The organism is Fulvimarina uroteuthidis, from assembly GCF_034321785.1.
GTDB classification, from domain to species: Bacteria; Pseudomonadota; Alphaproteobacteria; order Rhizobiales; family Rhizobiaceae; genus Fulvimarina; species Fulvimarina uroteuthidis.
Window position 1 is genome coordinate 345,384 of record NZ_JAXLPB010000005.1, and the last position, 14,379, is coordinate 359,762.

Genomic DNA, 14,379 nt, shown 5'->3' on the forward strand with positions numbered 1-14,379 from the left:
CAAAATCATGTTCCGCGCTGAGGGGACGACGGAAACGCTTCGGTTTCAACCCGCATCTACAAGCCATAAAACGCGGTGATCGCGTTGGCGATGGTTTTCATCGTGTCCCGTCGCCATTCCTCGTCCGCCAGAAGCTTGGCGTCCTTGTCGTTCGACATGAAGCCGAGTTCGATCAGGACCGAGGGAACGTCCGGCGACTTGAGGACGAGGAAGCTCGCCGACCGCTTCGGATTCTTGATCATCCGGACGTTGGAACGCTTCATCTCCGACAGGAGCGATGCGGCGAAGTGTTCCGAATATCCCACGGTCTCGCGGCGCGTGAGGTCCGACAGGATATCGAACACCTCCGGCGCCTCGACGAGATCGGCGGCATCGCCGAATCGGTCGGCGGCATTTTCATTGTTGGCGATTTCCAGCGACAGCCGGTCGGATGCGCGTTCGGAGAGCGTGTAGATGGTCGCACCGCGAAGATTTTCGTAGCGGATCGAATCGGCGTGAAGCGAAATGAAGAGATTGGCGTTCTCGCGCCGCGCGATGCGGGAGCGCTCGAAAAGGCCGACGAAGACATCCTCTTCGCGGGTCATGACGACGCGCACGTTCGGATTGTCCGACAGGGCATCGCGCAGCGCCTTGGCCGCCGCGAGATTGACGTCCTTCTCCATCGCACCGTTCTTCGCGATCGCGCCATTGTCCTCGCCGCCATGACCGGGATCGATGACCACGGTGAATTCGGCACCGTCCCCGACTGCCTCCGAGGTTGCGGCCGACGCACCCTCGGCAACGTCCGCGTTCGCCTTCGCGCCGAGTTGCGCCTTGCCCGCGACGACGCTTTCCCCATGGCTTCTGGAGAAGCGGATTTCATACGCCGCCCCTTCGCCCTCCGGCACGGTCAGACGATCGAGCCGTGCCTCCACGCCCTCGCGCGGCCGAAAGATGTAGCGGTAGCGATCCGGGCCGGTCGCGCCATGGCGCACGCTTTCGATCAGCCCGCTCTCATCGGGCAGTTCGGGATCGCTGGCCGGAAGCGCGTCCGTCAGATCGAGGGCGATCCTGTCCGGCGAGCGCAGGACGACGAGCCGCGCGTCCGGCGCGCTGGTGAACGTCAGGACGACGCTCTGCCGATCGGCCGCACCGGCCTGAACCTCGACGCGCATGACGATGGCGGTCTCGGCCGCGGCTGATTTTACGAGCGATATCATAGCGCATACGATCACGAAGCATGCGCACCCCCAGGCTCGGAGTGTTGGGACCATTCGGAAAAGCCGGTCATGTTCGATTGCGGTGGTGGATGCCATAGATGATGGGTTGGTGAGGATTATGACGGGCGGAAACGCCGATCCTTGCATCACCTGACTTGCTGCAAAATGGAGCGGAAACCCGGCGCGCCGAGCGTCCCCGGCATGTTCGCACAAGCTAAACGGCTTGTTTCTTGGCGATCCAGCGCCTAAGAGAGGGTAAGAAGTCTTGCCAGACGGGCCGTATGCCCGCAAGTTCCGATCGATCTAGGAAGATCGCCGGGTTGGCTGGCGACGGGCATTTGGGCGAGAGGCTTTCTGTTCCTCGGCCCCCATGCACATCCTCGAGACTTCCCAGAATTTCGCTGCGTGCGATGTGGTCAGAGACGCGTCGCCCGGCATGTTGAACGGTCCCGACTCTGCGAGTTCGCGGACACGCCGAATATCATCGGCCGCTGCAAGGCGGTCACCTTTCGATTTTGCGGAGCTCTGTCTTGTCGACGACAATCCGACCATCGCAGCGGAAATGGAGAACGGTCCCATCGGTCCGTCTCCCCGCGCGGACACGGTCGGTCGCGTCAGGCACAGTGCGACCCGCCGCCCGGTTTCCTATCCGATTTTCCTCATCATCGTTGAGACGATCAGCCAATCGCAGAGACCGGGCCTTGGAGACTTTCCATGGCCAACAAAATGTTGATCGACGCGTCCCATCCGGAAGAGACGCGTGTCGTCGTCGTCCGCGGTAATCGCGTCGAAGAGTTCGATTTCGAGTCCGAGCACAAGAAGCAGCTCAAGGGTAATATCTATCTTGCCAAGGTGACGCGCGTCGAGCCGTCGCTCCAGGCCGCCTTCATCGAATATGGCGGCGGACGTCATGGCTTCCTCGCCTTCAGCGAGATCCATCCGGACTATTACCAGATCCCCAAGGCCGACCGTGAAGCGCTCATGGCCGAGGAACTCGCCCGCGCCCAGGCCGAGAACGACGATGACGACGAGGATGCCGAGCGCGAAGAGCAGAAGAAGCTGAAGCGCCGCGCACGCTCGGCGCGCCGCGAGGACGGGTCCGACGACAGCGTTTCGGAAAACGCGGATGACCGTGACGGGTCGGACGAGAACGAAAACGAAAACGACGATTCGTCGGAGGATGACGGAGACGATGATTCGGCCTCCGCACGATCGGATTCCTCCGGCAATGACGGCGACGATCGTCGCTCCCGCTCGCATGCGGCTCGCTCCGAGGGCGATGACGAGGACGATGATTCCGAGGACGATTCGGACGATGACGCGGCCGGCGACGGCGACGAGGCATCCGCTTCGGGCGACGACGAGACCGGGCGCGCCAGGCGTGGCTCGCGTGCCAAGCGCGGCCGGCGTTCCTCTGCCCGTGGCCGTTCGCGCCGCGGCGACAAGAACGACGACAATGGCGACAGCGATGGCGAGGATGACGGCGTCGACGAGATCGGTTCGCAGGACGCGCTCGAGGAAGTGCCGGTCCGCCAGGTTCGCCTGCGCAAGAACTACAAGATCCAGGAGGTCATCAAGCGCCGCCAGATCCTGCTCGTTCAGGTCGTCAAGGAAGAACGCGGCAACAAGGGCGCGGCTCTCACCACCTATCTCTCGCTTGCCGGTCGCTATTCCGTCCTGATGCCGAACACGGCGCGGGGCGGCGGCATTTCCCGCAAGATCACCAACCAGTCCGATCGCAAGCGCCTTCGCGACATGGTCAGGGAACTCGAGATTCCGCGCGGCATGGGCATCATCCTGCGCACGGCCGGTGCCAACCGCACCAAGGCCGAGGTCAAGCGCGACTACGAATATCTGATGCGCCTGTGGGAATCGGTGCGCACGCTGACGCTGCAATCGATCGCGCCGAGCCTCGTCTACGAGGAAGGCAGCCTGATCAAGCGCTCGATCCGCGATCTCTACAACAAGGATATCGACCAGATCCTCGTCTCGGGCGAAGCGGGATACCGCGAAGCCAAGGACTTCATGCGAATGCTGATGCCGTCCCAGTCCAAGGCCGTACAGCCTTACCGGGACCCGACACCGATCTTCACCCGTCAGGGCATCGAGCCGCAGCTCGACAAGATGCTGCAGCCCCATGTGACGTTGAAATCGGGCGGTTACATCATCATCAACCAGACCGAGGCGCTGGTCGCCATCGACGTCAATTCCGGCCGTTCGACCCGGGAAATGTCGATCGAGAACACGGCCTACCAGACCAATCTGGAAGCAGCCGAGGAGATCGCGCGCCAGTTGCGCCTGCGCGATCTGGCCGGTCTCGTCGTGGTCGACTTCATCGACATGGACGAAAAGCGGAACAACCGCGCCGTCGAAAAGAAGATGAAGGACTGTTTGAAGGACGATCGCGCCCGCATCCAGGTGGGCAAGATCTCGCATTTCGGCCTGATGGAGATGAGCCGCCAGCGCATACGCGCCAGCGTCCTGGAATCCACCATGAAGCCGTGCCCGGTGTGCGAAGGCGTCGGCATGGTCCGCGCCACCTCGTCCATGGCGCTGCACGCGATCCGGCACATCGAGGACTATCTGCAGAAGAACAAGGGCCGCGATCTCATCGTGAAGGTCTCCACCGAGACGGCTTTGTTCATTCTCAACGAGAAGCGTCACCATATCGACGAGCTCGAGCAGACCCATGACCTGCGGATCGTCATCGAAGCCGATCCGAGCGTCGGTCACAACGACATCAATGTCGAACAGGGCGGCATGGCGACGAAGCCGATCGCGCGCGAGTTCGTGAGCCCGGTGTCGATCGACGCGGAAAACCAGATCGACGAGGATCTCGCCGAAGAGGCGAACGAGTCCGAAGAGGCGGAATCGCCGGAAGCCACCGGCGAGCTCGTGCCGTCGAACGACGGCAAGGACGAGACCGAGGAGCGCGAGCCGAAGACCAAGAGCCGCCGCAGACGCAGGCGCCGCAGCGGCTCGGACGACGAGACCTCGGACGCCGAAACCAAGGACGAGAAGGACGAGGCCGAGACGTCCGCAAAGTCGGACGAGAGTTCGGACGAGGACGAGGACAGCCAATCCGGCCGACGCCGGCGCCGGCGTGGTCGCCGCGGCGGTCGCCGCCAACGGGATGGAAGCGACGATCGCCAGTCCGCCAACGAGAACGGCGAGGGCGAGGGCGGGCAGAAGCTTGACGCCGGAACCGAAACGCTGGCGGGGAATGACGGTGACGCGCCGGGAAAGCAGGCAGCCAAGCCGGCTGGCTCCAGCGAGCCATCCGGTTCGTCGGACGCGCAGGCCACGTCTTCGGACGTCGGCGCTGACGTGTCGACCCCGACCGATGACGCCCGCTCGAACGAGCGCGCGGAAACCGTGATCCCGATCGAAGTCGTCCAGTCGACCCCGTCGACCGCCGACGAGCGGTTCGACGATCCGGTCGCGACGATGATCGGCGAGGCGGCGCACGCCGGCGACGAAGGGTCCGCGCCCGAAACCGTGTCCGATGAGGCCGAAGCTGCACCGCAAGCGGCTGCGGCGGAACCTGCGCCGCGGTCCGACGAACCGGTCGAAGCCGCATCCGAGCCGCCATCGGCCGATATGTCCGCCGAACATGGAACGGGCGCCGCCGATGGCGAGGCGGAAACGCCGGAGCGCGAGCCGCTGACCGAGCCGCGCGTCACGTCCGGCACGAATGCCGCGACCGACGACGAGGACAACGACGATTCCAAGCCGCGCCGCGTCGGCTGGTGGAACCGCGGTTTCTTCTGAGCCGTACGGACGACACGGAAAAAGGGCCGGTTCGACCGGCCCTTTCTCGTTTGCGGCCATTGCAACGTGAAGCGCGTCGCGACGCACGGTCTCCCCGCCCGAGCGGCCTGTCAGCCATGCCGGACGACGAACCCGGCGATTCGATCGAGAGCTTCGGCGATCTCCGTCTCGTCCCCCGCATAGGACAGGCGGACGAAACCGTCGCCGCGAGCAGGATCGAAATCGAGCCCGGGCGTCAGCGCGACATGGCACTGGGCGAGCAGGGCTTCCGCGAAGGCGGTTGCCGAGTGGAATCCCTGTGGAACCTGCGCATAGGCGTAGAAGGCGCCGTCGATCGGTGCGATCGCCTGGAATCCGATCGCGGGCAGCCTGTCCATCATCATCCGCCGCTTCGGCAGATAGCTGTCGCGCACCCGATCCAGTTCATCGCTTGCGCCGAGAGCGGCCAGTCCCGCGACCTGCGAAAGCTCGGGCGCGGAGATGTAGATGTTCTGGCCAAGACGCTCGGCCGCCTTGACGAGGTCTGCCGGCAGGACCATCCAGCCGATGCGCCAGCCCGTCATGCAGTAATATTTCGAGAACGAGTTGAGAATGATCGCCTCGTCGAGATCCTGCAGCGCGGAGCGCTCCTCCACCCCGAAACTCAGGCGGTGGTAGATCTCGTCCGAGATCAGCCTGACGCCGGTCTCGCGGCAGAACGCGGCGATCCGCGTCATTTCGGCCGGCGGCGTCATGGTGCCGGTCGGGTTTGCCGGACTTGCGATGAGAAGCCCCTTGAACGGCGCGCGCTCGAAGGCCGCTTCGAGATGATCGCGCGTCAGGATGTAGGCGTCGGAAGGCCCGACCTCGATCTCCACCGGCACGATCCCCAACGCTCGCATGATGTTGCGGTAGGCGGGATATCCGGGCGATGCCAGCGCGATGTTGTCGCCCGCCTCGAAGGCGGCGAGGAACGCGATGTTGAAGCCGCCCGAGGCCCCCGACGTGATCATCACCCGGGACGGCTCGATCTCGACACCGTAGGCGTGACGATAGTGGCCGGCGATGGCGCGGCGCAGATCGATCCGGCCCATCGCATCGGTATAGGCGATTCGGCCCTGGCGAATCATCGCATGGGCCGCGTCGCGCGCGGCCTGTGGCGCGGGCGAGGCAGGCTGGCCGACGGCAAGCGACAGCACGTTGCAGCCATCCGCCCTGAGCCGGTTCGCCTCCGCCATGAACGCCATCGCCCGAAACGGTTCGACGGCGGACGACCGGGCGGAGGGGCCGCGCGAGCATGAGGTCATGAAGATCGATCCTTGACGTTGCGAGGGGCGGCCACGCATGCCTGCCCGCCCGCCGCTCTGGCATATCATCGCAACGTCGCGCAATGTAAGCGCCCGGACCGGTCGCGGAACGCGCGAAACAGCCGCGGAAATCGTGTCGCGTCGTCACTCGCTTCGAAGTTTCGCCGTGATACTGTCCCATAGCCGACCCGATTCAGGATTGTCAGGGCAAGGGACCCGTTTCATGCGTTCGATCACCACTGTCGCACTGTCTGCCGCGCTTCTGGGCAGCGCCTCACTCTTGCCGGCCTCGGCTCAGGAAAGTTTCGACTCCACGCAAAAGCAGGCGATCGAGACGATCGTCCGCGACTATCTGATCGCAAATCCGGAAGTCCTGGTGGAGGCGATGAGCGCGCTGCAGGCCAAGCAGGACGAACAGCAGAAAACCGCGCAGGCCAGCGTCATCGAAAGCGCGCGCGACCAGTTGACGTCGGCGCCCGAGGGCATGGTCTTCGGCAATCCCGATGGCGACGTGACCATCACCGAATTCTTCGATTACAATTGCGGCTACTGCAAGCAGGCGCTCGCGGACATGACGGCGCTTCTCGAAGAGGACGATCAGATCCGCTTCGTCGTCAAGGAATTCCCGATCCTGGGTGTCGGCTCGCTCGAAGCCTCGCGGGTCGCAATGGCCGTTCGCGATCTCGCGCCCGAAAAATATCGCGGGTTCCACGAGGCGCTTCTCGAGCGGCGCGGCTCCGCCGACAAGGCCGCCGCCCTCGGCGTCGCCGAAGAGCTCGGCGTCGATCCGGCGAAGATCGAGGAAAAACTTGCGGCTTCCGCGAACATGAAGGCGCTCCAGGACATCCAGACGCTCGCGAGCGATCTTCGCATCAACGGAACGCCGACCTATGTGATCGGCGACGAGGTCCTGCAGGCAAGGGTCGGTCTCGAAGGCCTGAAGGCCGTCGTCGGCTCGATGCGCGCGTGCGGCAAGGTCGAGTGCAGCTGATCCGTCCGCCGAAAGAATAATCGTGGCACGGATCGCTTGCGCTCGCACTGTGCGATTTGTGCCTTATTTGCGGGTCACAGAGCCGAAACAGGCGTGAAACCGTTGTTCGCGGGGGCCGGACGTTGAATTCGACGTCGGGATTGTGCAAGCAACGCTGCAGCTGCGATCGAATGCTCCCGTCGGGGACAGATCGATCATGAGTGAAACTTGAAAAACGGCGACCGAGAAGGCGACAGGGCAAGATCATGAGCGACAAGAGTTTGGACCCCGATATCGTTCGTGAGTTGGCTTCGATCCTGAAAGAGAGCGATCTCACCGAAATCGAGATCGAGCGCGATGAGCTCCGCATCCGTCTCACCCGCCAGATCGAAGCCGCGCCGATCTTCTACCAGCAGCCGCAGATGCAGATGGCACCCGCCCATCAGCCGATGTCGGCGCCCGTCGCGCAGGGAGGCACCGTCCCGGCCGCGCCTGCGAGAAGCGGCGAAGGCACCGTCTCCTCGCCGATGGTCGGCACCGTCTACCTGGCGGCCTCTCCCGGCTCGAAGAGTTTCGTCGAGATCGGACAGAGCGTGAAGGAGGGCGACACGCTCTGCATCATCGAGGCGATGAAGACCATGAACAGCATTCCGTCGCCGCGTTCGGGCACGGTGCGGGAAGTCCTCATCGAGAACGCCCAGCCGGTTGAGTTCGGCGAATCGCTCTTCGTGATCGACTGAGGATAGAAGTCTGATGGTCTCCAAGGTCCTGATCGCCAATCGCGGCGAGATCGCCCTTCGCGTGCTGCGCGCATGCAAGGAACTCGGCATCGCGACCGTTGCGGTTCATTCCACCGCCGACAATGCGGCGATGCATGTGCGTCTCGCCGATGAAAGCGTTTGCATCGGGCCGCCGCCTGCCAGCGAAAGCTATCTCAATATTCCCCAGATCGTCGCGGCCTGCGAGATCACCGGGGCGGATGCGGTCCATCCGGGCTATGGGTTCCTGTCTGAGAACGCCCGCTTCGCCGAGATCCTCGAAGCCCACGAACTCACCTTTATCGGCCCGACCGCAGAACATATTCGGGTCATGGGCGACAAGATCGAGGCCAAGCGGACGGCGCAGCGCCTCGGGATTCCGGTGGTTCCCGGCTCACCCGGCGCGGTGACGGAAGACGGCGAGGCGATGCGGATCTCGCGCGAGATCGGCTTCCCGGTCATCGTCAAGGCATCGGCCGGCGGCGGTGGCCGCGGCATGAAGATCGCCCGAACCGAAGCCGATCTTTCGGTGGCGCTGGCGACCGCGCGCACGGAAGCGGGTGCGGCCTTCGGAGACGACGCCGTCTATATCGAGAAATATCTCGAAAAGCCCCGCCACATCGAGGTTCAGGTCTTCGGCGACGGAATGGGCAACGCCATTCATCTGGGCGAGCGCGACTGCTCCCTGCAGCGCCGCAACCAGAAGGTCTGGGAAGAGGCCAACTCCCCTGCCCTCGACCAGGAACAGCGCGACCGCATCGGCATGATCTGCGCGGACGCGATGAAGGGCCTGAAATATCGTGGCGCCGGCACGATCGAATTTCTCTACGAGAACGGCGAATTCTTCTTCATCGAGATGAACACGCGGCTTCAGGTCGAGCATCCGGTGACGGAGGCGATCACCGGGCTCGATCTGGTGCACGAGCAGATCAGGGTCGCCAGTGGCCAGGGCCTGTCGGTGACGCAGGATCAGGTGACCTTCTCCGGGCACGCCATCGAATGCCGCATCAATGCCGAGGATCCGCGTACCTTCGTTCCATCGCCGGGTGAGATTACCCATTACCACGCCCCCGGCGGGCTCGGCGTGCGCATCGATTCGGCGGTCTATCGCGGCTACCGGATTCCGCCCTTCTACGACAGCCTGGTCGGCAAGCTGATCGTGCACGGACGCACCCGCGAGGAATGCCTGATGCGCCTCAAGCGTGCCCTCGACGAGTTCGTGCTCGACGGGATCAGCACGACGCTGCCGCTCTTCCGCGATCTGGTGGTCAATGAAAGCGTCAGGCGCGGCGAGTACGACATTCACTGGCTCGAGCATTACCTCAAGGGCGAGGCTGACTGAGGCGTGATGGCGACGGGTGGCGGACAGGACTATCGCATCACGCCGGCCATCCTCCTGAAAGCCTATGCCTGCGGGATATTCCCCATGGCGGAATCGGCGGACGACCCGAATATCTTCTGGGTCGATCCCGTCGAACGCGGCATTCTTCCGCTCGATGGATTGCATGTCTCACGCAGCCTGAAGAAGACGATCCGTCGGAACGTCTTCGACATCACCGTCGACACGGCGTTCGTCGCGGTCCTCGACGGGTGTGCGGAGCCTGCGCCCGATCGTACGGAAACGTGGATCAACGCAACCGTCCGCGACCTCTACATCGCGCTATACCGGAAGGGCTTTGCCCATTCGGTGGAAGCGTGGAAGGATGGAAGGCTCGTCGGCGGCCTCTACGGCGTCTCGCTCGGGGGCGCATTCTTCGGGGAAAGCATGTTCTCGCGGGCGACGGACGCCTCGAAGGTCGCGCTGGTGTTCCTGTGCGAGCGCCTTATCCGCGGCGGCTACACATTGCTCGACACACAGTTTTTGACCGGCCATCTGGCACGCTTCGGCGCCATCGAGATTCCACGCGACGACTATCAGCTGCTCCTCGCCGAGGCGATCGAGGCCGAAACGACGTTCTATTCGGCCGGGGCCGGAACGTCGGACTCCGTCTTGCAGCTCTTCAGCCAGACATCGTAGACCGGATGCTCGACGGCGTTGAGACCGGGGGATGCGGCGAACATCCAGCCCGAGAAGATACGGCGAATCTCGCGGTCCAGGGTGATCTCGTCGACCTCGACGAAGGCGTCGGTCTGGGCCGTTCGCCCCTCGGGGCTCGTCTTGCAGACGCGCGGCGTCACTTGGAGCGCCCCGAACTGCACCGTCTCGTCGATGAAGACGTCGAACTCGGTGAGCCGTCCGGTGATCTTGTCGAGACCGGAAAATACGGCAACCGGATTGTCGACGCGCTCCTGCGCCGACGCACCGGTGTGACCGAGCGCGAACGTGCCGCTGGCAAGGGCAGCGACGAGGGCGGAGCGAAACGGGAAGAAGCGCAGTCTGTTCATCAGGGATTGGTAACTTCCGGTCGTGAAAGAGCCGATGATCCTCAGCCGCGGACGATGCGGCGGTCTTGCGGGGAACACCGACGGGCGCGCCTTACCGAATGGCCCGCCGGCGATGAACCGGTCCTGAATCGACCCTCGCAAGCATCGCGAAGAGGGATCGGTCAGGGGGTCCAGGCGTCGTATTCGCCGGTCACGCGCGGACGGTCCTTTTCGGGCCGAAGCAGCGAACCCGCAGGGCGGTAGGCTTCGTCCGTGCCGGTATGGTTCTTCTCGGACGGCTTCTCCCAGCTGCGCGGGACGTAGACTTCATCGGCCGGCGGCGTGTCGACGCGATGATGCATCCAGCCATGCCAGCCTGACGGGATCGCGGAGGCTTCGACGGGCCCGTTGTAGATCACCCAGCGGCGGGTCCTATCGGCATTGGTGTAGTAGATGTTGCCGTACTGATCCTCGCCGACCTTCTTGCCGGTGCGCCATGTGTGGAAACGCGTGCCGAGGGTCTGGCCGTTCCACCATGTAAAGATCTGCAGGAGCCATTCTTTCATCGCGCGTCTGCCCATATGCGTGGCTGATATCCGGTGCTCTTATGGGACCGATGCCGCCCGATGTCCAGCAGCGCAGGCCGTCCGGCCGTCAGTCGCCGCGATGCTGTGATGGCGACGGGGAACGCTCGCTGCGGTCGATCATCCCGATCAGGTAGAGCACCAGCCCGAGCGCAAGGATCGTGGCGGCAAGACCGACGAGGAACAGGCCCGACGTCGTCTCGACCTCGAGGAGAATGAGCTTTCGAACGACGGCGAGAACGCCGATGACGATGACCGTGCGCACCTGCGCGAGCCGGTGATCGCCGGCGGCCATCTGCTGGATCGAATGGGCGAGTTCCAGGGCGATCACGACCACCAGAACCCGGTCGAACAGGACCTGGAAGGCCGTATAGTCGAGCGGGTCCGACAGGCCGGTGAAGATGACGAGGATGGAATGGCCGAAGCTGACGGCGGCGAGGAGAACAACGATGCCCATGCCCGCCAGAAGCAGATAGGCGATCCCGCGTTCGAAAATCTGGTAGATCTTCAAGGCCATGGCAGTCCGCTCCCGATCGTTCGCGGCGCGCACTCGGGCGTTGCACGCTTGACGGCGATCTGTCGCAGCGCCGAGACATGTCCATGCGTCACATCGAACCGGTTCGGCAGCCCCGGGTCGCGGACATGCATCGTCCGTCAGCCGAGCGGACGCTCGTAGACGCTGACCTCGATCCCGTCATCGGCACCATCCATGGCGGTCGCGGTGCTTATCGCCGCAAAACCGTGCGCCTCGTAGAAGGCGACCGCGCCGGCATTGGCCGGTTCCACCTCGCACCTGATCCGGCGCCCATCGGGGAACGCGTTCATGATCTCGCCGAGCATCTCCGCGCCGATGCCGGACCGCTGCTCGGCCGGCAGGACATAGAGCTGGTGAAGAACCACGAGCGCGCGATCGGCATCGGAGGATGCGGCGAACGCGACGCCGCCGAGGCGCTCGCCATTGTCGGCGACGATGAATTCCGAGGACGGACGGTTGATGCGGGGCTTCATCGCATCGACCGAGTGGAAGGCGCGGGTCAACTCGCTGACCCGCGCCGCGCCGTAGATCGCGTCATAGGTGGCGTGCCAGGTCTCTTCGAGAAGCTTCGAAATGGCCGGGAGATCGCGCTCCATGGCGGTGCGGACGAAATACATGGCGGCCTCTATTCGACGCCGAGCTTCTGCTTGACGAGGGCGTTGACGGCCTGCGGGTTGGCCTTGCCGCCGGTCGCCTTCATGACCTGGCCGACGAACCAGCCGGCCATCGACGGCTTCTCCTTCGCCTGCTCGACCTTGGCGGGGTTGGCGGCAATGACCTCGTCGACGGCCTTCTCGATCGCGCCGGTATCGGTCACCTGCTTCATGCCGCGCGCCTCGACGATTTCCTTCGGATCGCCGCCCTCGTTCCAGACGATCTCGAACAGATCCTTGGCGATCTTGCCCGAGATCACCTCCTCGCGAATGAGATCGAGGATCGCGCCGAGCTGTTCGGCCGACACCGGCGTCTCCTCGATGTCCTTACCGGCCTTGTTGAGAGCGCCGAGAAGATCGTTGATCACCCAGTTGGCGGCCTGCTTGGCGTCCCGGCCCCTGGCCACCTTCTCGAAGAAATCGGCGATCGCCTTTTCCGACACGAGGATCGACGCGTCGTAGGCCGACAGGCCGGCATCCTCGATCAGCCTGTTCTTCTTGTCGTCGGGAAGCTCCGGCAGTTCGGCGAGGACGGCGTCGATATAGGCCTGATCGAACTCGAGCGGCAGAAGATCGGGGTCGGGGAAGTAGCGATAGTCGTGCGCGTCCTCCTTCGAACGCATCGCCCGCGTCTCGCCCTTCACCGGATCGAACAGGCGGGTCTCCTGGTCGATGACGCCGCCATCCTCGATGACCGCGATCTGGCGGCGCGCTTCTGCCTCGATGCACTGGCCCACGAAGCGGATGGAATTGACGTTCTTGATCTCGCAGCGCGTGCCGAACGCGCCGCCCGGCCGGCGCACGGAGACGTTGACGTCGGCGCGCATCGAGCCCTCGTCCATATTGCCGTCGCAGGTGCCGAGATAGCGCAGGATGGTGCGCAGCTTGGTGAGGTAGGCCTTCGCCTCGTCGGGGGAACGCATGTCGGGCTTGGAGACGATCTCCATCAGCGCGACGCCAGACCGGTTGAGATCGACGAAGCTCATGGACGGATGCTGGTCGTGCATGGATTTGCCCGCATCCTGTTCCAGATGCAGCCGCTCGACGCCGACCTCGATATCCTCGAACTCGCCCTTGCTGTTCGGACCGACCGCGACATGCACGACGCCCTCGCCGACGATCGGGTCCTTGAACTGGCTGATCTGGTACCCTTGCGGCAGATCGGGATAGAAATAGTTTTTCCGGTCGAACACCGAACGCTTGTTGATCTGCGCCTTGAGGCCAAGCCCGGTCTTCACCGCCTGGCGCACGCACGCCTCGTTGATGACCGGCAGCATGCCCGGCATCGCGGCATCCACCAGGCTGACATGGGAATTGGCCTCGGCGCCGAAATCGGTCGAGGCTCCGGAAAACAGCTTGGCCTCGGACGAGACCTGGGCGTGGACTTCCATGCCGATGATCACCTCCCAGTCGCCGGTCGCGCCGGAGATGAAGGATTTCGGGTTCGGTGTGCGGGTATCGACGAGGGTCATTCAAAGCATCCGGAAAACGTCGCGGGAAAGTCGCCTCAATCGCTAGATGAAAGGTCTCGAACGATCAAGCTGGAGCGGGCGAGCGGCGATGCGGCAGGCACCGGGACCGGAGCCAGAGGCCGGTTCATATGTTATGCTGGCACGACATCTGCAACGGAGTTCTGCCATGAGCGCGCTTGCCGACACCCATCCGCCGGACGCGGTCCCGCGAAACCTGACGATCGACGCCTTCTTCGACTGGATCGAATTGCGGGAGGAGCGCTACGAACTCGTCGATGGGACGCCGGTCATGATGCCCTTCGTCAAACGATCCCATGCAAGGGTCGTCAGCAATATCGACAGAACACTTCAGCAACAATTGGACCCGGACCGGTACCTGGTCACGCAAGGCGACTTCGCCATCCGGACCGGCGTGCGTTCGATCCGCTACGCCGACGTCTTGGTCGAGGCGGCGAGCGACGATCTCGACGGCCGGACGACCGACACGCCGAAGCTGATTTTCGAAGTTCTCTCGGACATGACCACCGCCAACGATTTCGGGCCGAAGAAGCTCGAATATATGAGCCTTTCCACGCTCGACGCCACTCTCATCCTCCGCCAGGACAAGGCCTGCGTCTGGCTCTGGGAGCGCGATGGCGAGGGAAACTGGCCGGACCAGCCGCGGATCGTCGAAACGGGCGCGATCGAACTTTCGCGCCTCGCCGTGACGCTCCCGATCGACGCGATCTATCGCGGCATCGTGCGGTAAGGCACAGCCGGCAACAGCTGGATCGGCTTGCGCCGCTTC

General features: G+C 63.9%; 13 protein-coding genes. 6 read left to right on the plus strand and 7 right to left on the minus strand.

Annotation, left to right across the window (positions count from 1 at the left end):
- Positions 1-56 precede the first annotated feature (56 nt).
- Positions 57-1,199: an N-acetylmuramoyl-L-alanine amidase gene (locus U0C82_RS15885; RefSeq protein WP_322188382.1), complete on the minus strand. Its 1,143-nt coding sequence runs from the start codon at positions 1,197-1,199 to the stop codon at positions 57-59.
- A 714-nt stretch (positions 1,200-1,913) separates the two neighbouring features.
- Between U0C82_RS15885 and U0C82_RS15890 the strand changes: the two genes are divergently transcribed.
- Positions 1,914-4,970 (plus strand): ribonuclease E/G, encoded by a 3,057-nt coding sequence (locus U0C82_RS15890; RefSeq protein ID WP_322188384.1) that lies wholly within the window; start codon positions 1,914-1,916, stop codon positions 4,968-4,970.
- Positions 4,971-5,080: 110 nt separating this feature from the next.
- Here U0C82_RS15890 and U0C82_RS15895 read toward each other — a convergent pair whose 3' ends face one another.
- Positions 5,081-6,256 carry a pyridoxal phosphate-dependent aminotransferase gene (locus U0C82_RS15895; protein ID WP_322188385.1) on the minus strand — a complete coding sequence of 392 codons (1,176 nt, stop codon included), beginning with the start codon at positions 6,254-6,256 and terminating at the stop codon, positions 5,081-5,083.
- A gap of 223 nt (positions 6,257-6,479) precedes the next feature.
- Here U0C82_RS15895 and U0C82_RS15900 point away from each other — a divergent pair, with 223 nt between their 5' ends.
- The 4 genes from U0C82_RS15900 (at position 6,480) to aat (ending at position 10,001) form a co-directional block, all read left to right on the plus strand.
- A complete protein-coding gene (locus U0C82_RS15900; RefSeq protein ID WP_322188386.1) occupies positions 6,480-7,247 on the plus strand; it encodes a DsbA family protein in 768 nt (255 codons plus the stop codon).
- Between the two features lie 245 nt (positions 7,248-7,492).
- Positions 7,493-7,966 carry an acetyl-CoA carboxylase biotin carboxyl carrier protein gene (gene accB / locus U0C82_RS15905; RefSeq protein ID WP_322188388.1) on the plus strand — a complete coding sequence of 158 codons (474 nt, stop codon included), beginning with the start codon at positions 7,493-7,495 and terminating at the stop codon, positions 7,964-7,966.
- A 13-nt stretch (positions 7,967-7,979) separates the two neighbouring features.
- The gene (accC, locus tag U0C82_RS15910; RefSeq protein ID WP_322188390.1) at positions 7,980-9,326 is read left to right on the plus strand and encodes an acetyl-CoA carboxylase biotin carboxylase subunit; all 1,347 of its coding nucleotides are present in this window, start codon (positions 7,980-7,982) and stop codon (positions 9,324-9,326) included.
- A gap of 6 nt (positions 9,327-9,332) precedes the next feature.
- Positions 9,333-10,001, plus strand: a complete 669-nt coding sequence (gene aat / locus U0C82_RS15915) for a leucyl/phenylalanyl-tRNA--protein transferase (protein ID WP_322188514.1) — start codon at positions 9,333-9,335, stop codon at positions 9,999-10,001.
- Here aat and U0C82_RS15920 read toward each other — a convergent pair.
- From U0C82_RS15920 to gatB, 5 genes are all read right to left on the minus strand, one after another.
- Positions 9,941-10,369 carry a DUF2155 domain-containing protein gene (locus U0C82_RS15920; RefSeq protein ID WP_322188392.1) on the minus strand — a complete coding sequence of 143 codons (429 nt, stop codon included), beginning with the start codon at positions 10,367-10,369 and terminating at the stop codon, positions 9,941-9,943. The two genes, aat and U0C82_RS15920, sit on opposite strands and share 61 nt — an antisense overlap.
- A 161-nt stretch (positions 10,370-10,530) precedes the next feature.
- Positions 10,531-10,914: an NADH:ubiquinone oxidoreductase subunit NDUFA12 gene (locus U0C82_RS15925; RefSeq protein ID WP_322188394.1), complete on the minus strand. Its 384-nt coding sequence runs from the start codon at positions 10,912-10,914 to the stop codon at positions 10,531-10,533.
- Positions 10,915-11,002: 88 nt separating this feature from the next.
- On the minus strand, positions 11,003-11,449 hold the full coding sequence (locus tag U0C82_RS15930; protein ID WP_322188395.1) for a phosphate-starvation-inducible PsiE family protein: 447 nt from the start codon (positions 11,447-11,449) through the stop codon (positions 11,003-11,005).
- Positions 11,450-11,586: 137 nt separating this feature from the next.
- Positions 11,587-12,084 carry a GNAT family N-acetyltransferase gene (locus U0C82_RS15935; protein ID WP_322188397.1) on the minus strand — a complete coding sequence of 166 codons (498 nt, stop codon included), beginning with the start codon at positions 12,082-12,084 and terminating at the stop codon, positions 11,587-11,589.
- An 8-nt stretch (positions 12,085-12,092) separates the two neighbouring features.
- A complete protein-coding gene (gene gatB / locus U0C82_RS15940; RefSeq protein WP_322188399.1) occupies positions 12,093-13,592 on the minus strand; it encodes an Asp-tRNA(Asn)/Glu-tRNA(Gln) amidotransferase subunit GatB in 1,500 nt (499 codons plus the stop codon).
- 166 nt (positions 13,593-13,758) lie between these two features.
- Between gatB and U0C82_RS15945 the strand changes: the two genes are divergently transcribed.
- Positions 13,759-14,340 carry a Uma2 family endonuclease gene (locus U0C82_RS15945; protein WP_322188401.1) on the plus strand — a complete coding sequence of 194 codons (582 nt, stop codon included), beginning with the start codon at positions 13,759-13,761 and terminating at the stop codon, positions 14,338-14,340.
- Positions 14,341-14,379 lie beyond the last annotated feature (39 nt).